This is a genomic window from Haloprofundus salilacus (assembly GCF_020150815.1).
In the GTDB taxonomy this organism is placed as follows: domain Archaea; phylum Halobacteriota; class Halobacteria; order Halobacteriales; family Haloferacaceae; genus Haloprofundus; species Haloprofundus salilacus.
The window spans coordinates 82140-107582 of the sequence record NZ_CP083724.1; the positions used below are offsets into that span (position 1 = coordinate 82140).

General features: G+C 57.5%; 21 protein-coding genes and 3 pseudogenes. 10 read left to right on the forward strand and 14 right to left on the reverse strand.

Translation table 11 applies throughout. From position 1 onward, the window contains the following. Nucleotides 1–6 precede the first annotated feature (6 nt). The 4 genes from LAQ58_RS17175 to LAQ58_RS17190 all read right to left on the reverse strand — a co-directional run bounded on the left by LAQ58_RS17175 (nucleotide 7) and on the right by LAQ58_RS17190 (nucleotide 4874). A complete protein-coding gene (locus tag LAQ58_RS17175) occupies nucleotides 7–1269 on the reverse strand; it encodes a hypothetical protein (protein ID WP_224450485.1) in 1263 nt (420 codons plus the stop codon). 307 nt (nucleotides 1270–1576) lie between these two features. After that, entirely contained in the window at nucleotides 1577–2887 is a 1311-nt protein-coding gene (locus LAQ58_RS17180) for an RNA-guided endonuclease InsQ/TnpB family protein (protein ID WP_224450486.1), read from the reverse strand. Nucleotides 2888–3102: 215 nt separating this feature from the next. After that, nucleotides 3103–3951 carry an ABC transporter permease subunit gene (locus tag LAQ58_RS17185; protein ID WP_224450487.1) on the reverse strand — a complete coding sequence of 283 codons (849 nt, stop codon included), beginning with the start codon at nucleotides 3949–3951 and terminating at the stop codon, nucleotides 3103–3105. Beyond that, on the reverse strand, nucleotides 3948–4874 hold the full coding sequence (locus LAQ58_RS17190; protein WP_224450488.1) for an ABC transporter ATP-binding protein: 927 nt from the start codon (nucleotides 4872–4874) through the stop codon (nucleotides 3948–3950). Before LAQ58_RS17190 ends, LAQ58_RS17185 begins: the two co-directional genes overlap by 4 nt. Before the next feature lie 283 nt (nucleotides 4875–5157). Between LAQ58_RS17190 and LAQ58_RS17195 the strand changes: the two genes are divergently transcribed. Together LAQ58_RS17195 and LAQ58_RS17200 are read left to right on the forward strand one after the other, a co-directional pair. Next, nucleotides 5158–5439 (forward strand): PadR family transcriptional regulator, encoded by a 282-nt coding sequence (locus LAQ58_RS17195; RefSeq protein ID WP_224450489.1) that lies wholly within the window; start codon nucleotides 5158–5160, stop codon nucleotides 5437–5439. Between the two features lie 302 nt (nucleotides 5440–5741). Beyond that, nucleotides 5742–6989, forward strand: a complete 1248-nt coding sequence (locus LAQ58_RS17200) for an endonuclease/exonuclease/phosphatase family protein (protein ID WP_425490741.1) — start codon at nucleotides 5742–5744, stop codon at nucleotides 6987–6989. A gap of 194 nt (nucleotides 6990–7183) precedes the next feature. On the opposite strand, the pseudogene LAQ58_RS17205 reads toward LAQ58_RS17200, so the two are convergent. Then, nucleotides 7184–7402 (reverse strand): annotated as a pseudogene (locus tag LAQ58_RS17205) (alkane 1-monooxygenase); the annotation flags it as partial. A 128-nt stretch (nucleotides 7403–7530) separates the two neighbouring features. Next, nucleotides 7531–8559 carry an SGNH/GDSL hydrolase family protein gene (locus LAQ58_RS17210; RefSeq protein WP_224450491.1) on the reverse strand — a complete coding sequence of 343 codons (1029 nt, stop codon included), beginning with the start codon at nucleotides 8557–8559 and terminating at the stop codon, nucleotides 7531–7533. A 266-nt stretch (nucleotides 8560–8825) separates the two neighbouring features. Here LAQ58_RS17210 and LAQ58_RS17215 point away from each other — a divergent pair. The 3 genes and pseudogenes from LAQ58_RS17215 to LAQ58_RS17225 form a co-directional block, all read left to right on the forward strand. Beyond that, nucleotides 8826–9092, forward strand: a pseudogene (locus tag LAQ58_RS17215) (zinc ribbon domain-containing protein); the annotation flags it as partial. 62 nt (nucleotides 9093–9154) lie between these two features. After that, nucleotides 9155–10216 carry an alpha/beta hydrolase family protein gene (locus LAQ58_RS17220; RefSeq protein ID WP_224450492.1) on the forward strand — a complete coding sequence of 354 codons (1062 nt, stop codon included), beginning with the start codon at nucleotides 9155–9157 and terminating at the stop codon, nucleotides 10214–10216. A 190-nt stretch (nucleotides 10217–10406) separates the two neighbouring features. Further along, nucleotides 10407–11351, forward strand: coding sequence for a pectinesterase family protein (locus tag LAQ58_RS17225; RefSeq protein ID WP_224450493.1), 945 nt, complete (start codon nucleotides 10407–10409; stop codon nucleotides 11349–11351). A 513-nt stretch (nucleotides 11352–11864) separates the two neighbouring features. Here LAQ58_RS17225 and LAQ58_RS17230 read toward each other — a convergent pair. Both LAQ58_RS17230 and LAQ58_RS17235 read right to left on the reverse strand, forming a co-directional pair. Continuing rightward, on the reverse strand, nucleotides 11865–12164 hold the full coding sequence (locus LAQ58_RS17230; RefSeq protein WP_224450494.1) for a DUF3006 domain-containing protein: 300 nt from the start codon (nucleotides 12162–12164) through the stop codon (nucleotides 11865–11867). Then, the gene (locus LAQ58_RS17235; RefSeq protein ID WP_224450495.1) at nucleotides 12164–13603 is read right to left on the reverse strand and encodes a lamin tail domain-containing protein; all 1440 of its coding nucleotides are present in this window, start codon (nucleotides 13601–13603) and stop codon (nucleotides 12164–12166) included. Before LAQ58_RS17235 ends, LAQ58_RS17230 begins: the two co-directional genes overlap by 1 nt. Before the next feature lie 188 nt (nucleotides 13604–13791). Between LAQ58_RS17235 and LAQ58_RS17240 the strand changes: the two genes are divergently transcribed. After that, nucleotides 13792–14361, forward strand: coding sequence for a DoxX family protein (locus LAQ58_RS17240; RefSeq protein ID WP_224450496.1), 570 nt, complete (start codon nucleotides 13792–13794; stop codon nucleotides 14359–14361). Nucleotides 14362–14489: 128 nt separating this feature from the next. Beyond that, a pseudogene (locus LAQ58_RS19170) lies at nucleotides 14490–14638 on the forward strand (RNA-guided endonuclease TnpB family protein); the annotation flags it as partial. An 11-nt stretch (nucleotides 14639–14649) separates the two neighbouring features. On the opposite strand, the gene LAQ58_RS17245 reads toward LAQ58_RS19170, so the two are convergent. The 4 genes from LAQ58_RS17245 to LAQ58_RS17260 all read right to left on the reverse strand — a co-directional run bounded on the left by LAQ58_RS17245 (nucleotide 14650) and on the right by LAQ58_RS17260 (nucleotide 19480). Further along, entirely contained in the window at nucleotides 14650–17373 is a 2724-nt protein-coding gene (locus LAQ58_RS17245) for a PEP/pyruvate-binding domain-containing protein (protein ID WP_224450497.1), read from the reverse strand. Then, nucleotides 17366–18031 (reverse strand): TetR/AcrR family transcriptional regulator, encoded by a 666-nt coding sequence (locus LAQ58_RS17250; RefSeq protein WP_224450498.1) that lies wholly within the window; start codon nucleotides 18029–18031, stop codon nucleotides 17366–17368. Before LAQ58_RS17250 ends, LAQ58_RS17245 begins: the two co-directional genes overlap by 8 nt. A 329-nt stretch (nucleotides 18032–18360) precedes the next feature. Then, nucleotides 18361–18720 (reverse strand): DUF7344 domain-containing protein, encoded by a 360-nt coding sequence (locus LAQ58_RS17255; RefSeq protein WP_224450499.1) that lies wholly within the window; start codon nucleotides 18718–18720, stop codon nucleotides 18361–18363. Between the two features lie 106 nt (nucleotides 18721–18826). Beyond that, nucleotides 18827–19480 (reverse strand): helix-turn-helix domain-containing protein, encoded by a 654-nt coding sequence (locus tag LAQ58_RS17260; protein WP_224450500.1) that lies wholly within the window; start codon nucleotides 19478–19480, stop codon nucleotides 18827–18829. Between the two features lie 367 nt (nucleotides 19481–19847). On the opposite strand from LAQ58_RS17260, the gene LAQ58_RS17265 reads away from it, so the two are divergent. Beyond that, nucleotides 19848–21080 carry an MFS transporter gene (locus tag LAQ58_RS17265; protein ID WP_224450501.1) on the forward strand — a complete coding sequence of 411 codons (1233 nt, stop codon included), beginning with the start codon at nucleotides 19848–19850 and terminating at the stop codon, nucleotides 21078–21080. 401 nt (nucleotides 21081–21481) lie between these two features. Here LAQ58_RS17265 and LAQ58_RS17270 read toward each other — a convergent pair whose 3' ends face one another. Both LAQ58_RS17270 and LAQ58_RS17275 read right to left on the reverse strand, forming a co-directional pair. Further along, on the reverse strand, nucleotides 21482–22153 hold the full coding sequence (locus LAQ58_RS17270) for an SdpI family protein (protein ID WP_224450502.1): 672 nt from the start codon (nucleotides 22151–22153) through the stop codon (nucleotides 21482–21484). A gap of 293 nt (nucleotides 22154–22446) precedes the next feature. Next, nucleotides 22447–23262 carry an SDR family oxidoreductase gene (locus LAQ58_RS17275; protein WP_224450503.1) on the reverse strand — a complete coding sequence of 272 codons (816 nt, stop codon included), beginning with the start codon at nucleotides 23260–23262 and terminating at the stop codon, nucleotides 22447–22449. 84 nt (nucleotides 23263–23346) lie between these two features. Here LAQ58_RS17275 and LAQ58_RS17280 point away from each other — a divergent pair, with 84 nt between their 5' ends. Further along, entirely contained in the window at nucleotides 23347–24003 is a 657-nt protein-coding gene (locus LAQ58_RS17280) for a helix-turn-helix domain-containing protein (RefSeq protein ID WP_224450504.1), read from the forward strand. 631 nt (nucleotides 24004–24634) lie between these two features. Then, nucleotides 24635–25429 (forward strand): helix-turn-helix transcriptional regulator, encoded by a 795-nt coding sequence (locus tag LAQ58_RS17285; RefSeq protein ID WP_224450505.1) that lies wholly within the window; start codon nucleotides 24635–24637, stop codon nucleotides 25427–25429. The last annotated feature ends 14 nt before the right edge of the window (nucleotides 25430–25443 follow it).

The window sequence follows — 25443 nt, forward strand, 5'->3', positions numbered from 1 at the left end:
GAGCGTTCACTCCAGTCGATACTCGAAGAGGTGGTTGAAGTCACAGCACTCACTCGTTGCAATCAAGAGCGTGACAGCATCTGCCGTTGGATACTCACTCAGGTCTATACTCGTGCTATCACCTCGGCTGACCTGCTTCTTCGATGGCCACAGTGGACGTTTCTCGATTTCGCCTGCGTCATCCGGGGTGCTGATATCGTACCAGAGCCACTCCGAATCAAGGACATCACCAGCTTCATGGCGTATCGTAAGTTGTCCCGAGTTAGCATCGAATGACGCACCCCACGTTATCTGAGGAGGATCTACTAGCGGTGTGAGCTCTCGTGCGGAGGTTTGCGACACTCTCGTTTCGAGTGTCCCAAGACGGCCGTCGACTTGTACATCGAATACATCCGCTTCCTCCGTCAATCCATACTCGTCACGGAATGCGTGTTGCAACTGTTTGGTCGTAGGAGTACGCTGTGCAGAGAAGAGTAATTTGATGACCTGATAAGCGGTGTCATCCTCGAATCTGAAGCCGTCGGCGCCTAGTTTCGCCATCTCAGTGGGGTCAGCAAAGTTTGGACCGAGGATGAGCATTCGATTTCCACCGATTGCGTTGCAAATTCGAGCGAACTCCTCGTCCACATCGTAGCGTCGTGGATACTCACCTGCCGCCGTATGGATGAGTCGCTCAATAGTGGGATTTTCGTGGACTTGAGCACTTGACCAGACGATGACACCGTCGCGAACTGCGACGTTTCGGTTCACGTCTGTTCGAGAGAACAATTCATACTCGCGATAGGAGCCAGCGGGCTCATAGCCGCTTTCTGTAAGGGTTTGTACGACCGACGATGGTTGGAACGAAGCTTCGATTACAGTTCCGTAGTCGCAATCGAGTATCCAGTCATACTTCTCGAAGCCGATTCCGAAATAATCTAGGTCACGTTTGAGGGCTCCGCGCCGAAAGAGAAATTCTTCGGGTTCGGTTCCTTTGATAGTCGTCGGAGTCGCATAGACGAAAGTCTGCCACGAGGGGTTGTCGGTGTCTGGGGAGGGGCGTGGGAGCCAACGCTTGTATTTGGGGTCTGTCGACGCTGGTACTTCAATTCGTCCGTACGATTGTTTCTGACCGAGTGGAGGAAGTCCGGAAAGACAGCCACTCGTCGTCGCAGAAATTCCAGACGTCAGCGCAGCGAGACTCATCTTACAAAAATGACGGCGTGTCGGCGTGTTGGAGGGCCGGTTGTTCAGTGGGAACATCACTGCGACTGAAAGAATAAATGGCATATCTATCATACCACCGAATCAATCGCAGCGGGGTGCAACTCACCAAAGTGTTTATATGGGTGAATTTTGCTGTCAGCTCCTGCTAAACGTGAGCATGCTGATACTCTACGTCTACACAGCAGTTTACGTCGCGTTTGGTGTCGGATTGTTTTTCAGGCGACGTGAAAGCGTCCAAGGGCTCATCAAGCGTACCGTCTCGAATACACGCTCAGCAGTAGGGACTAGTTCGAAGTAAAGACCACTACTTGTGAGAGGTGACATCCTCCCCACCGTGAACGGCGGGGCTTCCCGTTCCGCGTTGGGATATTTACGGTTTGCAGATGCTCACTTGTTCAGCGAACGTCCCCTGTCCACTACTCGGGTCGTGTTCTCCACGACGGAACAGGTTGACTACTGGACGTGCCACACGCCCGCTACTCCTATCCTCGGAAAACCGAGGATTCAGAGTTACCTTTTCTGCTTGGTCTAACCGACGCCGAATGTTCTCTGCGCCATTCGAGTCGGCATTCATCACGGCGTCACATCCACGACAGACGTACAAGCCGCGCTCCACACGATTGGCGTCTCTCCTCTGCCCACAACACGAACACGTCTTCGATGTGTCTCGCTCGCTCACTACGACCACGGCGATGCCTTCGGCTTTCGCCTTGTACGTGAGTAGGTTCGTGAAGCGGTCGAATGCCCACCCGTGCAATCCTTCGTTGCCACGGTCGCCCCAGTTTCGAGCCTCGCCAGTTTCACCATCCTCACGGATACCTTCGAGGTTGCCGACAGCAATTGTCCCAACACTCCGTTCGACGCACTTTGTGACGATGTATCTGGTGACGGCGTGCAGGTAGTGCGACCGTCGTTCGGAACGCTTCCGTCGAAGTCTGAGGGCCTTGTTCGACCGAGAGGAGTTGCACTTCGCGATCTCCTTGGCGAAGTACCGCTCGTCGGTTTTCAGGGCGTTCCCCGGATACAACTCGTGGTCGCCCGTGGAATACGAGACAGCGGCGAAGTTCTTGATGCCGAGGTCGATACCAGCGGTTTCGTCGCCGGGCGGTTCGGCCTCGATTTCGTGTTTGCACACGATGTGGAGTTCCCATTCGTCTTTGGAGCCGTTCCAGATGGTTCGAACGTGGCGGACGTTCTCCACAGTCACGTCTGGTCGAATTTCGATTTCACAGAGGATGAAATCCGACCAGTGGTCTTTGAGGTTTCGGCCTTTGGAGAGGCGAATCCGGTTGTTGTGGGCGTCGTGTTTGAAGCCGTCTTCTTTGAACGTGACCGTCGAACGCGGGTGGTCGTCGCCGTGTTTTCTGTACTTCGGTGGGTTTGCGCGGTCGTCCCCGTTTCGGCGCTTGGCGTACCACCCGTTGAACGCTTCAGCGAGTTCTTCGATGACTCGCTGACTCGACTGAGAATTGAGGTCGGCATAGCGTTCGTGGTTCTTCAGGTATGCCTTGAGCGGGCCATCCTCGGGGATTGTCCCTGTTTCGCTCCAGATACGGTCACACGTCCAGCGTGCGATATTCCAGAGTTTCGAGGCGGCAAACCCGAGCGAGTCCAAGTCACTCTTGACCTGTTGCTGGTTCCGAATGGAAGCAACGTAGGTGCGAATGACCTGAATCGCCATACATAGGGTATGTAGATAAACCTATTTAATGAGGCGGATTGACGTTGAATATCCGGCCTGCTATCGGCGGTGGACTGTGGAGAAGTTGTCGGATTCACTCCCGCCGTAAACGGCGGGATTCTCTCCTCGCAGAAAGATAGATGCTCTGTAGTCAGCACGCAGTTCTTGTCGATTGCAGAGGATTCGATCATTCCTCCGTTCGGAGAGACTGGCGGTCAGGTAAGGTCGGTCCGTTCGAACTGCCAATAGCCCAAGACGAGCGGCACCACGGCCCAGACGACCAACACAGCAATGCCGAAGAGTTGCACCTGCAGGTCCCCGAAGTACCCAATTGATGGATCGGCGAGGCTAGCGATGAATTCGCGGCTTCGCATAAAGTTCTCCATCGGATTGATGCGCTGGGCGTAGAGATACCACGTCGGCCATGTACCCGGGTCAAGTCGGTTGATGCTCGCTACCGACGTGCTCCCCGTAGCAACAAGAGCGGCCAGGGGCAGTCCAATGGTCTTCCAGATGGGGAACGGGCCGAACATCATGAACAGTCCAAGCATGATCGCGATCGCCTGCAGCCGAGAGGAAACGGCTGCCGAGACGCCGACTGTCACCGCAGTCCACACTGCACCGTAAGCCATGACGTAGACCGCCATCGCGACGAATAGCGCAACCGGGAGAGTTCCGAAGGCCGCGATCACGGCAGCACCGAGCGCGAGCGTTCCGACGAAGAGGACGACTGCGACGAGCGCCGCTCGTCCAAGTACCTTGCCAGCGACGACATCCCGACGGGTGACCGGATGGCCGAAGAGCACCCGCAGACTCCCAGACTCGCGTTCGCCGACGACTGCCCGATAGGCGGCGATTATCACGAGCGGCGCAACGAAGTTCTGAAAAGCCCCTGGGAGCCACTCGGTGGAGTCGGCGGCACTGTCAAGGAATGAAGAGCTCGTCAAACTGTAAAATGGCGGAACGGTCACGATGAGTAAGATCAGGGTGAGACCCCACAGCAACTTCGACCGAGCGGCATCCTCAAACTCCTTTTTCGCGATGGTCAGTGTCGCCGATGTCATAGTTCTGCCTCCGGCGTCTCTATTCCGTTTGTGTACTCAACGAAGATGTCTCCCAAGTCAGTCTGCTCAACATCGATATCGGTCACGGTGGCGCCTGTCTGTTCGATCCGTGAGATGACGCTGGCCTTGATATCTGGAGTTGAACAACCAATACGCAGTGTGGTATCTCTGACTGTTATATCGGTGACACCGTCGATCTCCTGAATATCGGACATGACCGGTATTTCATCGACGGTGATGATGAGGGTGGATGCCGATCCGGATGCGGCGCGCAGCCCGTCAACCGTGTCGACGGCGACGAGATCTCCCTCGTTCATGATGCCGACGCGATCACAGACCGCTTCTACCTGCTCCATGATATGGCTGGAGAAGAACACGGTCGCACCGCGGTCCGCCTCCTCGCGGACAATCTGCCGCATCAACTGAGCACCGTTAGGATCGAGCCCGCTCGATGGCTCGTCGAGGATGAGCAGGTCGGGCTGGCCGACTAGGGCCATTCCGAGCGCGAGCCGCTGGCGCATTCCTTTCGAGAAGCCGCCGACTGCACGGCCTGCGGCGTCGGCGAGCCCCACACGATTCAAAATTGCGTCTGGATCATCGTCGCTTTCCTCCAAGTCGACGGCGAACCTGACGTGCTTTCGGGCTGTCAGCCGGTCGTAGAGACTGTAACCCTCTGGCAAAATTCCGACATGCTCCCGAACAGCACGCGGTTCACTCCGAGGGTTATTCCCAAGGACAATGATCTCTCCCGACGTCGGGCGGATAAAATCGAGCAGCATATTGATCGTAGTGGACTTACCGGCACCGTTTGGGCCCAGAAAGCCGAATACCTCGCCCGCTTTGACGGTGAGGTCGAGGTCCTCGACGGCGACGACATCGTCGCCGAAGCGTTTCGTCAGGCCATGTGTCTCGATGGAGGGCATTATCTATTCGTCCGATATTTGTCTGGCTATTAAACTTTTTCAAAAATGGGAAGTTATACCGTCGGCACTGTACCCTACTAGATTCATACGGCATGGGACGGAGGTTTTTGGTTTCTCCTGTAGCGAAGTAGCTATACGAGCTACCGAACACCTGCTCCAATGGATTTGACTTGAGTCGATGGAATCACCGTGATGAATACAAGCTTCACATCTGACGAACTCCAGAACTGTAAATAATCGTGACACTGCGAAATTCTATATACAGCTTCGTTGGACATGACATGTGAACGACTTGAGTGGATTCCAACGCGACCTCCTGTACGTGATAGCGGGGTTCGACCAACCATCGGGACAGGATGTCAAAAATGAACTCGAAGAATACGTCGACGGCGAAATCAACCATGGGCGACTCTACCCAAACCTCGACACCCTCGTCAACAAAGAGTACGTCGAGAAAGGACCGCTCGACCGTCGAACGAATTACTATGCGGTTACAGAGAAGGGACGAGACGCGCTTCGTGATCGACGAAGGTGGGAAGACCAATATACGGCGATTGAAGCGTAATCTGCTCGGAATTCACTAATACAGTCACTGTCGATCAACTACGATTAGTCTCAACTAACAACTGACGGCATAGGGGTTCATCGTTGATGTCATCTACCCCGCCTTACTCAGCAACACTCCGTCTTGCTTCCTTGGGGGAGGAGACTTAGCACCCTATCTTTCAGCTAAGCGACTGCCGACAAAAGTAACCAGACGAAGAGCCCCTGACCAACAGCTCCGCTTGCAAAACACAGAATCAATTCTCAGTAACCACCATTAAATTTTTAAATTATTGATGTGAGTGTGTCACACTGATGCGCTCGATGGCTCGACTTCAGACCAGACGAGAAGTACTCAAGACGATCGGTGGTACAGCGACTGCAGCCGGTTTCGTCGGTACCGTGAGCGGTCGACAGCGAACCGGAGACAGAAAACAGGGTAGTGGGACACGCTACGCTGCGTTCAACATAATCGAACTGGAGACCGAGCAGGTTCAAGAGCCGGGCGATTCACAAGCAGAAGCAGCCGCCCGAGTCATCCAAGAAGTCCGGCCAGACATCCTCGTCGTCAACGAACTCACCAACAATCTCCAGGAGGGCAAATACACCGACAGAGCGAACATCGACGCTTTCGTTGAGAACTACCTCAGCGTCCCCCAACGAGACGACCTCAACGGCATTGACTACGAATACACGCTCCAGCCGGAGAGCAATACAGGCGTCCTCCCCGAACAGGACTACGATTTCAACAAGGACGGAACGGCTGGTGAACGGCCGGGTGACGCGTTCGGGTTCGGGGAGTATCCGGGTCACTATGCGTTCGCGATTGCGAGCAAGTACCCGATCGACGAATCGAGCGTCCGTTCGTTCCAGACGTTTAAATGGGCAGACATGCCCGGGAACCTCATTCCAGTCGCGGGCGAAGAAGGTGTCATCACGGATCCCGAGGATGACGAAATTGCGATCTACCTCACGGAGGAGGAACTCGATGTCTATCGGCTCTCTTCGAAGACCCACATCGATGTTCCGTTTGAGGTCGAGGGTGGGACGGTTCACGGCCTGTTCGCGCACCCGACGCCGCCCAGCTTCGACGGTGTGAACAACTTCAACGGGAGGTGGAATCACGACGAAGTCCGGTTCTTCGCAGATTACGTCGCTGGCGAAGATTACATCTACGATGATAGTGGCGTCCGCGGCGGTCTCGACGACGACGCCTCCTACATCCTGATGGGCGACATGAATGCGGGGCCAGGTCTGGGTCGGGATGAGCGTCCACTCAACCCCTCCCAGAAGTTCTTTGTCGACAACGACGACTTCTACACTGACCGCCTCCCAAAGAGTCCGAGCGGGGCGCAACGAGGTCTCCCTACCGCGACACGGGTCGGCGGTGATTTTGAGGGCGTTGTCGAACAGATCGACTATGTCCTCCCTTCACCGAACCTCTCGCTTCGCGCCTCGTCGGTCGTCTGGCCGAGCAAGAACGCAACGAAGCGAAACTTCGGCGATGACGTCAGTATAGCCTCGGATCACCGACTCGTCTGGGCCGACATCGCGACCCATCCCCGACACTGACGGGAATTCGGCACTTTTACTCTTGACCTCCACCAACGACACGAGCTCTGGCGTCGGAACTGGCGGCGGAGCTTTCCTTTTGTGACAGGGGGTGTTTGACGATGTTGTTAGTCTGGTCTCGCAGCAAGAGAAAGCGTACTGATGCCAGTGGCTCAGCTGTCAGTACAAAGTGATTCCAACAAAGTCTCGTGGCCCTATATGCGCGGCGTGAGTCCCACTCCCTCTGCTAGTAGCTCGTGCGACCGGAGTCCCTTGTTATGGTCGTCGACGACGTGTTGAATCATTGCTTCGTCAACGTCGACGCGTTCTGCGAGTTGTTCTACGAGACTAGTGAGGGTTTCTGGACTCCCAGAGATCGACCGTGGCCACTCGTCGGATAACAACTCGGATTCCGCCCGAGCAGGAGAGGGGTCATTTCGAGTGTTCTTTTTGCCACGTGCCAGACCAGCCCGGACTCCACCGCCCCGCCCTCCGCTCTGTGCTCGCTCATGTCGTTCGCTGCGCGCGCAGCCACGACCTACTGTTCAGAGCGTGAGCAACCTTACTGATCGAGGAGCGGCGTCAGCTCATCGGCAAGCCGTTCGGCTATCGTCGTCATCGCGAGATCGCCAGGGTGGACCAGATCGGTGGTGATGCCATCGACACTCGGAAGCAGTTCTGGCCCTTCGAGGAGGTGGACGTTTTCGTGCGGCGAGGCGGCGACGACGTCGCGGAGCACCTCCCTGAACTGCTCGCAGGCGTCGGCCTCCTCGTGGCCCGCGACGACGTCGCGCGCGTTGCGGAAGAGTGTGAGGCAGACAACGGGTTTGTCCGGATGCGCGCCCGCGACGGTGTCGACGAGGTACGTCGCGCGGTCACGGAACGTCTCTGCGGAGAACGTTCCGACCATGTTCACGGAGACGGAGAGCGTCGCCACGTCCCAGTCGTCGCGCGCGGCGATGTGATCCGCCATCGCCTCGTCGCAGTAGGCGGTGCCGCACGACCCGAGGTTGAGAAGGTCGGCGTCTAGCCGGTGGGCGGTCTGGTTCACGTAGGTCAGGTGCTCACCCAGTACCGCTTCGCCCTCAGTGATCGAGGTCCCGTAGGCGAGATAGCGGCGATCCGGTAGCTCGGCCTCGGTCGGCGGTCGGCGCGCCCCTTCAGCGCCGTGGTAGACCGTGTAGCCGCTTCGGTGTTCCCCAGGGAGACAAATGCGACAGACCCGTGGGTCGAATGCGGACGCCGACACGGCGGATGGTCTCAACCGGGTCAGCTTCTCGGGCATCGATACCTCGACGGTCCGGGGCTCCGCGCCGATCTCGAACTCATCGTACCCCTGTATCGACCCCCAGAACACTCGGACCGTCTCGCTGTCGGCGCTTCCGCCCGGCCGGACCGAGAGCGTCAGTTCGACCGAGTCCTCGGGAACGAACCTGAGTTCGACACCTGCGGGGTGACGCATCCGCGACCTCGCTCCCTCGTTGAGTCCGCTCCTGACCGCCTCGGGAACACGTTGGAGTTCGCGACCGTCCCCGTCTTCGACCGGAACGAGAGCGCTGACGTTGTGAAACTGGATGTCGTCCGTTTGCATGATTCGTCGCCGCCGCCGGCGGACATCAAACTACGGACCGTGGCGGAACTGGCCGGCTCCCGAATCGGACGGTCCGCGCATCTCTCCAGTTAGTACTCACCGGGGACTCGGACTCGTGCTGAGACGCACACTCACCCCCTACTCATAATGAATGCAAGGCGGAAACCCGCGCCTTTAGGCGTCACCAGAACGCTCCGCGTTCCGGTTGGCGAACGAGATGCAAAGCGTCTCGTCAACGCGGGAGGAGGCTGACAACACAGTTGCATCAACGTTGCTCGAAATGTGGTTTCACCCACGAAGACAATCGACCACACAACAACGGTCAAGACGAGTTCGATTGTCTGAAGTGCGGATACAACGTACACGCGGATTACAACACGGCGAAGAATATCGGTCTGAAGTATCTCCGCGACCAGCAAAAGTCTGGTCGTGGAGGCGCACCCGTAGGCTTGCGCTTGAATCGCGGGACGTTGAACGTGAACGGCGAGTATTCGCCTGCCCTACTCACGGGTGAGTACGGGGTTCCACGCTGAATGCCACGCCCTTCAGAGCGTGGTAGCTTACTAACCCGGCCGCCGTCGCATCCACAGACAAGATGGACCACCAGCCTCGAGACGAGACGGACCACCAGCAGTTCGACCCGGCGCGGTGGACGGCGCGACTGTTTCGCGACCACGAGCGTCGGCACGGCTTCGACGGTCAGACCGGCGAGGCGTTTCGAGAGTGGCAGACGGCGTTTCGCGTGGACCTCCGGCGCGTCCTCGGCCACGACACCATCGCGGATGCCGGCGTCCCGGATCTGGCCCCGGAGCGAACCGAGAGGGAACAGTGCGGCGGCTTTGAGCGTCAGCGGTGGACAGTCCGGACGGAGACGGGCCTCCGGGTTCCGTTCTACCTCCTCGTGCCCAACGACGTCGAGCCACCGTATCCCGTGGTGCTCGTCGCACACGGTCACGGCGACGCGGGGAAGGAACTGGTCGTGGGCCGGGCCGACACCGCAGAACACCGGCAGCAGATTGACGAGGACGAACGCGACGTGGCGGTACAGGCGGTCGAACGGGGGTACGCGGCGCTCGCACCGGATATGCGCGGGCTGGGCGAGCTGTCGAACCCCGCAGATGAGGCGCGAGGATATCGCACCTGTCACACCATGCAGTTGCACGCGCAGCTGTTCGGTCGGTCGCTCCTGGGTGATCGCGTCTGGGACGTGACGCGACTCATCGACTTCGTCGAACGCCGAAACGACTTCGACGCCGACCGAATCGCGCTAACCGGTCACTCCGGGGGCGGCGCAGTCGCCCTGTTCGCTGCGGCGGTCGACGACCGAATCGACGTCGTCGCACCGTCCTCGTACTTCTGCACGTTCGAGGCGTCCATTGCGGCGGTCGACCACTGCGAGTGCAACTACCTACCCGGCGTCCTCGGACTGGGAGAGATGTGGGACGTGGCCGGTCTCGTCGCCCCCCGACCGTTCGTCGCCGTTGCCGGACGGCGGGATCGGATCTTCCCGGTCGAGGGTGTCGAACGGTCGTTCGAGAGGCTCTCGGAGATTTACGAGGCCGCGAACGCGTCAGAGCGGTGTGAACTCGTCGTCTGCGAGGGTGGCCATCGCTACTACGCTGACGGCGTCTGGCCATTCGTCGACGAACACCTGTAGCGTCTTTCGGCCACTCCGGGGTTGGGTCCGGCGTCGCCTGGTACTTGGTTCGCACCCACCGGAAGGGTTTGAGGTCGGACTCCGATCCGAGAGTGAAACAGCCCGACGGACCGAACTCCCGCATCTCGTTCAGCGGACCACGAGACCGAGCCGAAGAGCATACGAACGGGTAAAGAGTCGAATCATACGAATGCCAGCAGGTGACGGTGAGGGACACGACTACGTCGTCGACAAGAGCGGACGCGGCGACTACGAGAGCATCCAGGCGGCCATCGATGGGGCGAAGGCGTTCCCCCGAGAGCGGATCACGATCTTCGTCACTGACGACGTCTACAACGAGAAGGTACGGGTCCCCTCGTGGAACCCGAAGATCAGCTTGATCGGAGAGAGCGAAGCGAACACGGTACTGACGTACGACGACCACTTCGAAACGATCGAGAGAGGGCCTAACAGTACATTCTTCACGTACACGCTGAAGGTGTGTGGGAACGATTTCCGCGCGCGTAACCTGACAGTGCAAAACGCCGCCGGGCCGGAGAGGGAACAGGCCGTCGCGCTACACGTGGAAGCCAACCGAGCCGTGTTCGAAAACTGCCAGTTCGTCGGGAATCAGGACACCGTCTACGCCGCCGGCGAGGGGGCACGGCAGTACTTCCGCGAGTGTTACGTTGAGGGGACGACCGACTTCGTCTTCGGGGGCGCCACCGCCGTCTTCGAGCGGTGCGACATCCACTCGAAAGCGAATTCGTACGTCACAGCGGCCTCGACGCACCCGAGCGAACCGTTCGGATACGTCTTCAGGGAGTGTACCTTGACCACCGACCCGGAGGTCTCCGACGTGTATCTCGGCCGACCATGGCGAAACTACGCGCACGTCGCGTTCATCCAATCGTACCTGGGTTCGCACGTTCACCCGACCGGATGGCACAACTGGTCTCGTCCGGAGGCAGAGGAAACGGTCACGTTCGCCGAGTACGACAATCGAGGCCCCGGTGCACGCGCAGGCGACGAACGAGCGCCCTGGTCCAAGGAGTTGACATCGACGGAGGCCGAGACGTACGCTACCGAACCCGTCCTCACCGGTGAACACCCTCAGCGGTCCGGCGAACCATGGTATCGAATTACCACCAAGTAGCGAGCGTCTCGCTGGCCGATCCCCGATGCTTCGTGCAACGACGGCAGTCCACTCTCAACGGCTGACGGACAGGGTCACCGACGGTCGGTCGCGCCTCCCCAGAACGTTATGGATAACCGTTCCGAGAGACGGCTCGTGTTCGCGCATTGTCGCTCATGTGCATCGTCGCGTCTCTTCGTGCGGGTCTGCGAGGAACGATACAACGGAACGGCCTATGACTCCGTCTCAGGAGCAGCCGAGGCTACTGACCGCGACATTCGTGGTGAAGATGCGTCTACCTATAACGGGTGGACGTGGTGGAAGTTCCAGAACAACTTCGGAGACTGGGTTTCAATCGATACTCTTCGGGAGCAATAACCCAAATCACACATCTTCAATAGTAATCTGTTTCTATACGAAGAAATTCAAACGAGACCGTTCAATGGTTGTTTTGTACCATCTCTGCACTCGGTATTCGCCATAGTCACTGAAACCCAAACGGTCCAAATTACTTGTAAATAATCTGGGTAGATTTCACGGATGATCCGAGTGTTCGTCCACGTCTTCACTCGGAAGCCGCTGTGAGAGCCGATTAAACCGGTCTTGCGCACTCTCTTTGCGCTCCTGTGTTTGCTCTGGGTCGTACTGAAGTTCAGTTACTGTCTCACTCATATGCCGAACTGAAAAGATTGCATCCTGATGCTGCCCGTCGGCCGGAAGCATCGTTTTGGGGAGGACGATTTCGTCGACGAGGTCGCCATCCTGTTCGACCAATAGGACGGCGTCGTCTTCCTCGAATCGGTCGAGTACAAGTGTGTACGTCTGTTCACTCATCAGTAGCTCTCCTCTAGTACCACGGTCCCCGTATCGTCAGTGGCGATCACCGTATCACCGCCGTTGTTCCAGATTGCACTGCCTGATCCCCAGTAGAGTTCTGTGTCAGTATTACTCCCACTCCCCGTATAGAGTGTTACTTGCGTTCCAGGCTCAAGAGTGAAGCCTGACGGGACGGTGTACGTATGTCCTGCCTCGTCTTCGACAGTCCAGCCAGACATGTCAAGCGGGTCGTCACCCGTATTCTCGAAGACGAGATATTCGTCGTTGAGATTCTCGTTATCATTCCCTTCAGCGTCCGCGTGAACGTCTACGAGCGCCAGTTTAGCACCGGTCGACTCGCTGGGAGTCTCGGTCGGCGTCGAGGTCTCTGTCCCACCATCGGTGACGATTGGCTCTGGATTGCTGATCCCGCCAGTTATCGTTGTGCGTTCTACAACAGAATCGTCGCTTCCCGGTTCGATTGGGTCTGCAGAGCGTAGTTCGGGTGGATCAGTCGTCGCGTTCCGTTGCGTCGAGACGGTGAGATTCTCACCATCGCTCGAAATGACTACGTTGCCGTGGACTGCCGTCCAGTAAGCCGGAATCGAACGCTCGGCGAGTCGAGTGAGCGTCTCATTATGTGGATGTCCGTACTGGGAGTCGTACGCGCTCGAAATTACGGCGACATGTGGCGAACTCGCCTCGAGCAAGGCGTCACTGCTACTTGACCGGCTTCCGTGATGACCTGCCTGGAAAACAGTCGCGTTGAGTTGTGAAGCGTATTTGTCGACGAGATAGCGTTCGCCTTCAGATTCCGCGTCCCCGGTGAAGAGGAATCGCTGTTCACCGTGTGTTATCATCAGTGCGATACTGTTCTCATTGCGTTGCCCGCCTGCGAGAGGCTCTTCGGGTGGTGCAAGGACAGAGACATTTACACCTGCAACGGGGAGTGTGTCGTCCGAGGCAACCTGGTAGAGCGGGACGTTGTACGTTTCTACCGCGTCAAGGTACTCTTCGTACGTCTGCGAACTTGACGACAATCCAGGATCGTAGACGGCACCAACGCCATCAGCTTGTGTTTCATAGTATTCGATAACAGCTGCGTGGCCACCGATGTGATCAGCGTCTGCATGTGAGGTGACGAGGTGGTCGATTCGGGTGATGTTCTGCTGCTTTAGATACTCGAGGACGTACTCACCGTCATTTCGCCAGTCTCCTGTATCGATGAGTACCGTTTCATTCTGCGGTGTGACAATGAGTGTGCTTGCTGACTGCCCCACGTTGATGTAATGGACTTCTACAGTACCGTTTGCGGTGGGTGTCGATTCGGTCGCCGTTTGGGCTGGTGAAGTGGTTTGTGATTCTATTGGTGAAACCGTCTCCCCACTTCCTGCACATCCCGATAAAACGACGAGTATCGCAACGACGAGGGCAAAGAGCGCCCGTTGGCCGGTCATACTCCTGACTCGGTGGCATCACCGAAAAAGTCTCACAATTATCACCGCAAGAATACGATATTCAGTCAGGTAGAGAGAGCACTCCGGTTGGAGAGTACATTCCTAAGTACGTACGGTTGCGTGATACAGTCAGTCAATACGTATTTATTACCTAACACGTTGTTCCTTGAGGTAGGAGGCTTCTCCCAATGTCTGCAAACAATATCCCAATCACCACTGCAAATTCCTTCGAGAGCTCTATCGGCGGCTACACCATTCGGGGCCAGGCCCACAGCCTCAGCGCGTGGTTCGTTCTCGCGCTGCGACTCGTCATCGGCTTCGCGTTCCTCTACTCGGGCGTTGAGAAAGTCCTCGGCGGCTTTGCCGCACAGGGCTACCTCGCGAACGTCGCCGCAACCAACGGCAACCCGCTAGCGGGGATGTTCCTGTGGATGAGCCAGACGCCGTGGTTCCTCAACTTCGTTGACGTCGCCGTTCCGTGGGGTGAGGTCGCCATCGGTCTCGGCATCATGGTCGGTCTTCTGACCCGCCTCGCGGCGTTCTTCGGCGCGCTGATGATGCTCATGTTCTACTTCGGGAACTGGGACCTCGCCCACGGGTTCATCAACAGCGACTTCATGTACATGTTGGTGTTCCTCGCGGTCGCGGCGTTCGGCGCTGGACGCATCCTCGGACTCGACGCGCTCGTCGAGCGCTACGAGATTGACGGTGTCGCGCTCCTCGAAAAGTACCCGAAGCTCGACTACATCCTCGGGTAATCTCGCTTCTTCTCTCCTCGTTCTGGTCCTGGGTTTCCTCTTTGCTCCGCAGTTACGGCTGGTCACGTTTGTATCGCTGGAAGTGTTCTGAGAGATTCGTCTCGAGCCAAATTTTCGCGCCCCTGAGGGGCGGAGGCGCACCCGTAGACGTGCGCTTGAATCGCGGGACGTTGACGAGAATGGCGATTACGAGCCTGCCGCCGACGGTGGCCAGAACGGGAGTCCACGCGAAAGCCCCACTCTCAACGAAGCGAACGGTGGAGCCGTGATCGAGTAGGGTGGGGTAGTTCACTCATCGAGTACTTGGACGAGACCACGTGTCCCATCAATCCGAATTCGTTGGCCAGTTTCAATGATGTGTGTCGCTTTGGGCACCGAAACGACAGCCGGGATCCCGTACTCTCGAGCGACGAGTGCGCCGTGGCTCATTCGACCGCCGACCTCAACGACCATGCCTGCTGCATTCAGAAACAGCGGCGTCCAACCGGGGTCTGACGACGGTGCGACCAGAATTTCGCCCTTCTCGATGGTTTCCTCTGTGGGATCACGGATGACTCGTGCGACGCCCTCAACGACACCACCCGAAACGCCTGTGCCGACAAGCGCACCTTCAGGGACGTCTTCGCGGTCACTATTCCCTGTAGGTGCCTCGCCTTCGCTCGTTAGCACAGGGGGAGCGTCCATCAACTTGTGACGCTCGAACTCGGCTCGGCGGGCGGCGACGTCGACGTCTATCGACTTGCCGTCGAGTGCAGCGAGCAGTTCGTTGATGCGGAGGAACCAGACATCCGTAGGGTCGTTGAGGTACCCTTCGGCGACGAGCACATCACCCGCATCGCGAAACGCATCACGCCACGCCGCGAACATGTGCGCGGCCCCCTGCTTCGGGTACTCGCGGGTCTGAATGTAGCCGCGGTAGGTCCGAATCAGTCGCCGAGTTAGTCGTCGCCGCAGCGGGCCGAAGAAACCGCGGCCGGCCCGCTGATCCAGCCGTTCAGCCGCCGTGAGTGCCTCCTGTTCCATCTGTTCGACGTGTTTTCGGTGTTCGCCTGTCTCACTGTGGTCGAGATTTGCGCGAATCGTCGCGAGTAACACTGAGGGGTCTTCCCGCCACCGAGGACGGCTCACGTCAATCTCGCCAGTTGCGCGATGCCCGAACTCGTCGAGGAATCGGTTGAGTTCAGCGCGGAAATCTTCACCGCCTTCGAGCGACTCAATTGCGTCAAGCGACGCTCCCTCACGGAGCGCGGCCGCGACCGACGGATTGTCGCGGGCTATGTCCGCGAGATCTCCGAGTCCGAGATTGATTCGAGTCACCACTTCTTTCGGGAATCCCCGTCCGACGGCGTTGACGTTCTCGGGGGCGTCCGGGAACATTCCTTCTAAGACCTCGCCGGCAGTGAGTGCCGCGAGCAGTGGGCCAGCAGGCGGGAAGTCGATAGCGACGTCCAGTAAATCGAAGACTGTACGGACCCGCTCGGCTGGCGTCTCCTGTTCGCGAACCTGCGATGCGATGTCCCGACCCCACGCTGTCCACTTTGCTTCCTCGCGTGACGGCGTCGGCACCCCGACAAACGCGCCGAGTAATCCGTCCGTCATCGCCGACAGGAGTGGCCGACTGGTCGTCAGTCCCCGCCATGTCCCGCGGGCGAGCGCGGGTGTCGCCGCCAGCGTCTCGGCGACCGACCGGTCGGGACGGAACTCCTCGCTGCGCCGCTCGAGGATGGTCTCCATCGCGGCCCCCATCGGTTCACTCGTGGCCGCAAGTTGCTTTGGGACCAGGTTACGGAGGACCCCGGTCCGCAAGAGGTTCGTCGCGTCCATGTACACCCGCCCGCCCGCCTCGACCGCCCATGGTCCGCGATCGCCAAACCCGAACGCCTCAAACGTCGTCTCGGTGTAGGACATCCAGACGTCTCGTACCAGCGGAGGGAGCGCCTCGGCGAACGCTTGTGCGTGCCCTAGGCTGTAGTAGACGTGGAGTCTGTCGTCCGTCGGTTCTGGTGTGGGTACGGGAAATAGCGACGTAATCGGCCGTGACTGAACGATCTGGATCGCGCCGTCTTCGAGACACCACTCTACGTCCTGGGGGTGTCCGAACAACGCCTCAATCTCGACACCGATCTCGACTAGCGTTCGCACTTGTTCGTCCGTGAGGACGCGAACCGATCGCTCGGTGGTTGAAAGCTCGACCGTCTCGACACCTCCCTCGGAACGCGGACGAACCGCCGTTCGCTGGTCGCCCGTCTCGTAATCAATAATCTCACCGGTTCGGGTGTCGAACCGAACGGCATCGGCAGCAGCCTCACCCGAGACGAACGCCTCACCGAGGCCGATGCCGGCCTCGATAGCGGTGACGCGACGATTGCCGCTCGTAGGGTCGGCAGTGAACAGAATCCCAGATACAGTCGGGGTGACCATCCGCTGGACGACGACCGAGAGCGCGACGTCATCGTGCGGAATCCCGTTCTTCGCGCGGTAAGAGATGGCACGGTCTGTGAACAGACTCGCCATGCAGGCCCGAACGCTGTCGACGATCTCCTCAATGCCTCGGACATTGAGAAACGTCTCCTGTTGGCCGGCGAAGGAGGCGTCTGGAAGGTCTTCAGCCGTCGCCGAAGAACGTACTGCATACGCTGTCTCGGACCCGTCTTCGGTCTCTCTGTCGGCAAGAGCGCCCTCGATAGCCTCCCGGACCGGTGTCGGCACGTCGAGATCGGCGATGCGAGCGCGAAGAAACGACCCCACGTCGGCGACCCTATCGATGGCCGCTGGGTCAAGGTCCGAGAGGTCGTCGAGCAGTTCGTCAACTGACTCGTCGTCGACGAGTTCCCAATACGCAACAGTGGTCACACAGAATCCGTCGGGTACCGGCAGTCCTGCCCCAACGAGTCGAGCCAGGTTCGCCCCTTTCCCGCCGACAAGCGCACGGTCTGTCGCTGCTGGATCGTTTAACGAGACGACGTATGGACCGCCGACTTCGAGGGAGTTCGGATCTCCAGTGTTACTCATCAGAAGCCTCTGAGGACTCGGCCTCACGGGTCAGTCCCGCCGCGACGGCGGCGACGAGCGTGTCTCGAACCTTTGGATACCTTTGCTCGCCAATCTGCTCCTTCTTGAGGGCGATGCGGCTGACCGTTCGAATCGTCTCCGCAACGGTCTCAGGATCTGGACCAACGACCTTCCCTTCGTCGTACCAGTCCTCGATGTACGGGAGGAAGAACTCCATTGAGTGAGTACGCTTCTCCTGAAGTTTCTCATCCGGAACGCTGTTACGGAGATGATCGACTTCGTTTTCGGCGAGAACCCGCTGAAGCAGCGGGTTCGACTCGAACTCGTCAAGCGTTGCATTGAGCAGCGCCGCGATGGCTATCTCTGGGTCGTCGTACTTCTGGACAGACTCACGCAGGAGTCGAGGGATCAGCGCCTCGTTATACTGCTCAAGAATGTCGACGTAAAGAGCCTCCTTCGAGTCGTAGAATTGGTAGAACGTCCCGGTACCGATCCCCGCCGACTCTGTGAGTTCCGAAATTGTCGTCTTCCGCACCCCGTAGCGAACAAACAGTTCACGGCCGGCCTCTCGGAGCGACTCGCGAACCTGCGCTCGCTTTTCGTCTGTAAACGTTGGCATGAGTTGATGATCGCGGCGCTGAGTCGTTCGCTCAGCCACCGACCTAGTAGTCTCCGTCGCTATATGAATATTTGAACATATCGTTCAAATACACACCTTAGATGACCTCGTCAGTTGGCGATATACACGATACCGCCTGCCATGTCAGATCGTCGGTTGGTCCATCTCGGGACGACTGCGAGAGGGTGAGCAGGCAGTAATGGATTTCAGTATCTATAATTTCAGAGCACTAAAATGGTGAAAATCCTCGATATATCAAGCGTTGATAGTTTGAAGAGATCGGGCTGAATACAGCGCGCAAATGCAGTATAACCATTGGTCAATCAGACCGACAGCATATTGATTAGGAACGAAGCGCGACCGAATCCTCACTCGGCAACAGAGATCTCCAACTCGGGATCTATCTCAATGATCCTCACTATGTCCGGTTGTAACTGGTCAAGTTGTGGTGTCGGGTTCACCAGTTGACGCTCGTGATCGTAATTAACGACCCCCTCATCCATCAATTTCGGAACGTGGACGTGATACACCCGCAGATAGACCTCTTCCAGTTTTTCGTCAGATACGTCTGTGATGGGGAGGTGGTGGTTGTGATCAATGATCGCTTTTGTCAAGTCGTTCAGTGTTAACGTTCGCTGTTGATTGATGAGTTCGGCGAGGATGATACGTCGGTGCTGGTTACAACATAACTTGAGTGCCGTATTGAAATCACCCAGATCATCACTCATTATCTAACACAGTGCGGGCGCAACGCGTTTGAGCAACTCTCCTGATATAGAAGGATATTATATAATTCGTAGGATCGTCGATGCGTTATATAGCCTCCTCTTCTTCCTAATCTCTAGGCGGCGTGACGACGAGTGTGTTAGCAATCAGCGACTGATACCCTCGGTGTAGTAACTCCGAGAGTGATTGGGGCGTAATGTCGAGCTCGGTGGCGACCTCCGAAAGGGACACGTCTGCGGAGGTAAAGTACTCCATTTCCCATGCAGTTACCAGCGCGTCGTGCTGTTTTGGGGTTAAGCCAAACTGGCTTCCTGATTTGGACTGCGTGAGTTCATGGAGTTGTGTGAGTTTGAATGAAACGTCTTGGTCGTCACAGTACTCTTGAAACTGGTCGAGTTTCTCGTGGTCGTCGAAGCGCATACAGAGTTTCCACTCGTGATGCTTGCCAGTAGCTTCGAGAATCGTCGCTCCGACCTGGAGATACGCGAACACGATGGCGTCAATGTGTTCGGTCCACTCAGCTCGATACAGAGTGGCTTGCTCGAACTCGTCTAAGCGACTGAGATTTTGGATGGATGGATCGCTCTCGCTCACGGTTTCAAATTGGTTGAGGTTGTCACTGGATACCCAGAAATACGGTGTAAGCACCTCGCCAGTGGCAACAACACGCTCTGTTTCGATGGTGGTCTCTGGGAGCTGTTCCAACGTGTAGTTGAGGGCGAACGTCTCAGAAGGGACGAAAAATTCCCCGTACAGACTCATATGGGCAGGACGTTGTCCTCGAAGAAAAGACGACAGTATTAGTTCATCGAGAACTCGGTGAATTATTGGGCCGATGGCTCCGCCGTTGAAATGAACCTATTGGTAATCTGTCGAATCTGTAGCAATTAATTGGCACAAGCGAAAAAGGTAGAAAACAATGAATGTTCCTTGATGGATAGATGCTCTGTATTCAGCACGCCACATCTGACATGGGCTGAGTATGTTCCGACGAACGTGCTGAAAACAGAGCGCGAATCAGTCACTCAGTAGTCGTCATGTGCTGTGATGACGAATTCGACGTATGCGCTCTTTCGTGAATCGGTAATAACAGAACATACTTGTTAGCTCTCCGTTGGCCAGCACACGCATGGCAGGCCGCCCAAGTAATGAGGCTCGGTGGGCGCTCTCTGGGAGTATTCTGAAGTACTATCTCTACAAGGCGACGAAAGCAGTCGAGTTCTACCGGCCCATTATGTACATCTTCTTTCTGGCACAAGGACTTTCATTTACCCAAATTGCGATTCTGGAGGCGCTATACAACCTGACGACGCTGTTCGGAGAGATTCCGACTGGGTATATTGGTGACCGAGTCGGACGACGCAACAGCCTCCTCATCGGGACATCGCTCATCGCGCTGACGCTTCTCGGTATCGGCCTCTCGAACTCGTTTCTCCCACTGACAGGCCTCTACGTCTGCTGGTCGATGGGTTATAACTTCCGCTCAGGCAGTGAAGACGCGTGGCTCTACGACACGCTCACTGACGACCTCTCGGAAGACGAGTTCGCTCATGTGAGAGGGCGCGGTGAGTCGGTTGCGCTGGCAGTAGGAGCCGGTGCAGCCGTACTCGGTGGGTATCTCGGAAGCATCAACCTCTCGTATCCATGGTTCGTCGCTGCGGGCGTGACGAGCACCGGGATTGTAGTACTGCTCACTTTCGATGAACCAGAAACGTACAAGCAGACCAACTCGGAGGTCCTGAGTCTCCGCCGAACGATTGGTATCGTCCGTGATGTCCTCACTCGCCGCCAACTGCGGGCATTTTTGTTGTACTACTACGTCCTGTACGCCGGTATCACGTACCTCGTGTTCGTCTTCCTCCAGCCGATTTTTGAGACTGTGGTTCTCGACATTGGAGTCGATCAGTCACAGGTCGAAAGCCTGCTGGGGTGGTTTTATGCGGCATACAGTATCGTAGGCGCAATGCTCAGCTACTACACTGGAGCTATCAAGCAGACCATCGGGCTGCGAACATGGTTTCTTGTCCTGCCATTTGCCGTCGGCGGTGCGTTGGTCGGGATGTATTTTGTTCCGCTACTAGCCCTCCCAACGTTCCTGCTGATACGAGGGATCTCGGACGTTACCCGCTCGTTCGCCGGACAGTACATCAACGACCGCATTGAGACGCTCGGCCGCGCCACTGTGCTGAGTGCAATGGCGATGGTCAGTGGGCTGGCGGTCGTTCCGTTCCAACTCGGAAGTGGGGTTGTCTCTGACGTAGTCTCGCCGCTCTTTGCACTTGCCATAGGTGGCATTGTGCTCGCTGTGGGGTCAGGGGCCATCCTCCTCTGGGAAGACCCTGTCGGCGAGAAACTGGGATGACTCCCATTGTACCCGATGATACACACATTCGGGGGTGTATGCGTCGCTAAACGCCTCTAACTGCAGGTCTGCTGCAGTATGCTCGAAAAGTGCGCCATGGATGAAGACGATGGGTGAGCCGTTTCCTCGCTGTTCGTAGTAGGTATCGATATCGTTGGTCTGAACCGTGGGAATCTGCCCATCTGTACGGTTCTCATCGAAATGAAGTTGCCGTGGAGGAATAATACAAAGAGTGAAATTTCACCGAGAGAGGCCATACTGTGGATGGTTTCCTGCCAACTCCTCAACCGATACTGTAGGTCGCCGTTGTTCTTCCGTACTCGATTCCAGACGCCGTCGCTCTTACCGATACTGGTAAACGACCACGGGTCAGGTGACCCGTGGAACTCTCGCTGTTATCTTTAGAGATTGGATTCCGAGCCCGAGCCCGATTGTGACTCGATCTGCTCGTAGAGATAGTATGAGTACACCAGCGTGACTCCGGCGGTCAGAAGCGCTGGGATGATGAGGAAGTACACAGCGTACTCACCGAACAGGAGACCGATCAACGCGATTACAGCAGTGAGTTTGAAAAGCCGACTCCCGAGTTCATGCGTCTGGTCCCAGACTTCGTCACTACTGAGCGTCCAGGGTGTCCGGATGCCGATGAACCAGTTACGTTTCGCGCGGCTCAGTAGGATGCCGGCATAATAGAAGAGGAGGGCGACAGCAGCCAGAACGAACAGCGTGAAGTCGAACTCGTAGCCGAGGTTGAACGCGAGAATCCCGCCGTGAAGAGTCGCCATGAACGCCGTGAAGACGACGACGAACCAGTCGTAGACGGGGCGAAACGACGTGATGTTCTCTCTGAGGGGGCCGATACGAGGAATGACAGCAAAGAGTACCAGGAGCGCAGCTGAGAGAACGGGGATGAGGGCCAGAGCCGGGGTTTTAGCCATTGTTCCATCTGGCTGCCCAGCTGCGTTCCAGTGGATCACGAGCTGCGCTGGGAGCTCTGGGGCTGCGATGACGCTCAACGCACCAGAAATGACGACGAAGAGTGCGGCGGCAGTAAACCTGTGAGTTGAGTTCATAGCAGCTGATACACTCGGCCACTAGATAACTTGGCGTATCTCTACAGAAGAACCAAGGCGAGTGCCTCGGGGGCTTGACCCCGAGGCGGTTTACGAATTGGAGACCTCGTTGATGACCACTCACTATGAGGCCCGTGCCTGCTACAGGAAGAGGATATACTGAGACTGTAGCGAAATCCATTGTCATTCATTCGGGATGACCGGGATGACTACGTGAACCAACCCATGGAAAGCTGTTAGCAGTAGGTGGCTGCCACCGCGGCGAGAATACGCTTCTGACGTTCCATTGGCGGTCACGTTGGCGATTGTACACGAGAAGAGGTTTCGTCTACTTCGCTTGCGTATCGTTCCGCGAACCACTCCTCCCAAGTAACTCTCCCGACCCTGTGATCGGGACAGGTCGCTTGGCCAGTTCGAAACGCTGTCATAGTTTTACCGGGGATGGGGAACCTGATGATAGGACGTCGTAGGCCACGTGCAGCGCGGTACGTCTGTGCGAGTTCGCCTACTGAGTGGATTTCGGGACCACCAACGGGGTCGGTCCGACCGCTCGCTGTCAGCGTCGCGTGATCCACAATGACGTCCGCAACCGTGTCGACATCGACCGGCTGGATTTGCACGTTCGTCGGAAGGGGCCATACCGGAAGTTTCGCCACAGAATCCAGCAGTTCCGCGATGAATGAGTAGAACTGCGTCGCACGGACAATAGTTGCAGGTATATTGCTTTCCTCGACTGCCTTCTCGGCGACAGCCTTGTGTTCGTAGTAGGAGAAGGGAATATCGTCGATACCGACGATGGAGGGATAAAGGAAATGCTCCACATCGGCCGCTTCGGCCGCTTTGAGAAGTCGTTTCGTCCCCTGCACGTCAACTGCTGCTGTATCGCCCTGCGGGGCCGTCGCCGTGTGGATGACGACATCGATGTTTTCGAGCGCCGACCTGATCCTCGTGCCCTCGATCAAGTCAAGTTCAACCCAGTCGAGGTTCCCCTTGGTTTCTTTAGGAGGCGAGCGGCTCGTCGCCCGGACAGCGTGGCCCCCAGCTGTGAGCCGCGGTCGGAGTGCCGTCCCGAGCGTACCTGTTGCGCCGGTCACCAGCGTTCGAATCATATGGGATGATTTGTTGCATCGACACGAGTGATTATTGCCGAGTGTGCTCGGCGGGTTTAAGTTCTCTATCACATATAATCGCCCATGAAACACGTCCGGGTGCGCATCACGGCCCGTGGACGGGCGGGTGATATCCACCCGATGTACGGCGTGATGACCGAGGCATCGTTCGTTGAACGAGCGACGGCCATACAGTGGAACTATACCGGTGATGCGCTGGGCATCCTCCATTACGTCGTAGGCGACGCCGATGCACTCGAAAGAGCGATGCAAGAGATCCCAGAGGTCGTCGGCTACGACATGGAACGCATCGACGAGCGGTCTTGCTATGTGTACGTCCGGGACGCGACGACCGATTCGCTCCAGGAGATGTTCAGCCCGATCTCCTCCGGCGGCATTATCGTCGTCCCTCCCATCGAATACGAATCCGATGGGACGGTGGTGTTCTCGATGTTCGGTACTGACGACGAGGTACAGGATGCAATCGAAGGCGTCTCCGTCCCAGTTGACGTGACTATCGAAGCGGTGGGCGGTCTTGCTGGTACGACGACCGCTATCGAGGCACACCTCACCAACCGTCAGCGCAGAGTTGTCGAAACAGCAGTGGAACTGGGCTACTACGACATCCCTCGAACCGCCAGTCAGGAGGACATTGCCGCGAAACTGGACTGTGCACCAAGTACCATTGCTGAACACCTGCGGAAAGCCGAATCCCGGATACTCCGGGCACAGTTCTCCTGAGACCGGTTATTTTCCAAATCAGTGTCCCACCTAATGACTGCGAGCGAGACTCGCATGCACTTCTATCTTTCTTCGAGGAGAGAATCCCGTCGTAAACGACGGGGAGGAGGTCACACAGAAATTATTTCTCAGTAACGTCGGTGTCAAAGCAATTTGGCGTGCAAGATACATGCCCTATTTCTTGCACGTTGAATCCGACGTATATTCGATAGCTAAACCCGTTTTAGCAAGGATAACCTGGCCCTGAAGGCCACTTGGAAACCGAGGAAGAACCCCAATAGTACGCCCGGAGCGAGGTAGACGACGTTGTGCACCTCAGGTGGCGTAAGTAGTACAATCGGTGCCGCCCAGAGGAGAAATACCGCCGTCGCCGTCACAACAAATCCGTCGTTTCCGGGCGGTCCATAGCACCCACCACTAAGTCGTGACACAAAACTATGGGGTGTAATCGTCCCGTCGTGTTCGCGTAGTCGGTGTTTCAGCCCGGTCGCGGGTGTCATCCCGGAGCAACAGAGCGGTGACCAACAGAGCTCCCGAAGCGCCCAACACGATAATTGTGTTGGGTGTGTGCCCAACAGACGTTGAATTCGTGCAGGTTAGACTTTTCACGACCGATTGTGACCTTCTGTTTATGCAGGATGCCGCCCGGTTCCTCGCCGACTCTCCGGACCGGCTCGCCCTCCTCACCCGGCTCCGTGAGGGGGTCGCCGGCCCCGCGACCCTCGCTGACGACCTCAACTGCGCGCGTAGAAGCGTCCAGCGCAACCTCGCCGCCTTCGCCGAGCGTGGTTGGGTCGAACGCGGCGACGGCGGCTACCGCCTCACCACCGCTGGAGACCTCGCCGCGACGACCCACGCTGACTACCTTGACCGACTGGAGTGCCTCGACCGCTTTGCCCCACTACTTCGCCACCTCGACGCCGACCACGCCCCGCCACTCTCGATGCTCGGGGACGCCGACCTCGTCGTCGCCTCGCCGGAGAATCCGCAGGCACCGGTCCACGCTTACGTCGACCGTCTCAAGCGATTCGAGGGCGACACCGTCCGGATGTGTTCGCCCGTACTCTCACGTATTTTCCACGAAGCCCACGCCTCGCTAGCGATGCGAGGGGTCCACACCGACCTCGTGCTCTCGGAGGCGACAGCTACGAAGGCCCGCGAACTCAATCCCATGGAGTTTGAGGCCGTCCTCCGCGTCGGCGTCCTTGACCTGTATGTCCACTCCGACTCGGTTCCGTTCGGTCTGACCGTTGGCGAGGACAACATGTTGCTCGCGGCCTATGACGAGGAGGGGCATCTGGAAGCCTGCCTTGCTTCGGATGACCCCGACCTTCTCGTATGGGCCGGAGACCTCTTCGAGCGCTATCGTGAGCGCTCAGTAAAGGTTGAACTGTCACGCGGCCTCCCCTTTGGCCTCGGTTCGTAGTTGGCGGTTTTCGA

Excerpts from the sequence above, each read along its gene's own strand:
- LAQ58_RS17175 (WP_224450485.1), bottom strand. The coding sequence starts at position 1,269 with ATGCCATTTATTCTTTCAGTCGCAGTGATGTTCCCACTGAACAACCGG.
- LAQ58_RS17180 (WP_224450486.1), bottom strand. The coding sequence starts at position 2,887 with ATGGCGATTCAGGTCATTCGCACCTACGTTGCTTCCATTCGGAACCAG.
- LAQ58_RS17185 (WP_224450487.1), bottom strand. The coding sequence starts at position 3,951 with ATGACATCGGCGACACTGACCATCGCGAAAAAGGAGTTTGAGGATGCC.
- LAQ58_RS17190 (WP_224450488.1), bottom strand. The coding sequence starts at position 4,874 with ATGCCCTCCATCGAGACACATGGCCTGACGAAACGCTTCGGCGACGAT.
- LAQ58_RS17200 (WP_425490741.1), top strand. The coding sequence starts at position 5,742 with ATGGCTCGACTTCAGACCAGACGAGAAGTACTCAAGACGATCGGTGGT.
- LAQ58_RS17210 (WP_224450491.1), bottom strand. The coding sequence starts at position 8,559 with ATGCAAACGGACGACATCCAGTTTCACAACGTCAGCGCTCTCGTTCCG.
- LAQ58_RS17220 (WP_224450492.1), top strand. The coding sequence starts at position 9,155 with ATGGACCACCAGCCTCGAGACGAGACGGACCACCAGCAGTTCGACCCG.
- LAQ58_RS17225 (WP_224450493.1), top strand. The coding sequence starts at position 10,407 with ATGCCAGCAGGTGACGGTGAGGGACACGACTACGTCGTCGACAAGAGC.
- LAQ58_RS17230 (WP_224450494.1), bottom strand. The coding sequence starts at position 12,164 with ATGAGTGAACAGACGTACACACTTGTACTCGACCGATTCGAGGAAGAC.
- LAQ58_RS17235 (WP_224450495.1), bottom strand. The coding sequence starts at position 13,603 with ATGACCGGCCAACGGGCGCTCTTTGCCCTCGTCGTTGCGATACTCGTC.
- LAQ58_RS17240 (WP_224450496.1), top strand. The coding sequence starts at position 13,792 with ATGTCTGCAAACAATATCCCAATCACCACTGCAAATTCCTTCGAGAGC.
- LAQ58_RS17245 (WP_224450497.1), bottom strand. The coding sequence starts at position 17,373 with ATGAGTAACACTGGAGATCCGAACTCCCTCGAAGTCGGCGGTCCATAC.
- LAQ58_RS17255 (WP_224450499.1), bottom strand. The coding sequence starts at position 18,720 with ATGAGTGATGATCTGGGTGATTTCAATACGGCACTCAAGTTATGTTGT.
- LAQ58_RS17260 (WP_224450500.1), bottom strand. The coding sequence starts at position 19,480 with ATGAGTCTGTACGGGGAATTTTTCGTCCCTTCTGAGACGTTCGCCCTC.
- LAQ58_RS17265 (WP_224450501.1), top strand. The coding sequence starts at position 19,848 with ATGGCAGGCCGCCCAAGTAATGAGGCTCGGTGGGCGCTCTCTGGGAGT.
- LAQ58_RS17270 (WP_224450502.1), bottom strand. The coding sequence starts at position 22,153 with ATGAACTCAACTCACAGGTTTACTGCCGCCGCACTCTTCGTCGTCATT.
- LAQ58_RS17275 (WP_224450503.1), bottom strand. The coding sequence starts at position 23,262 with ATGATTCGAACGCTGGTGACCGGCGCAACAGGTACGCTCGGGACGGCA.
- LAQ58_RS17280 (WP_224450504.1), top strand. The coding sequence starts at position 23,347 with ATGAAACACGTCCGGGTGCGCATCACGGCCCGTGGACGGGCGGGTGAT.
- LAQ58_RS17285 (WP_224450505.1), top strand. The coding sequence starts at position 24,635 with ATGCAGGATGCCGCCCGGTTCCTCGCCGACTCTCCGGACCGGCTCGCC.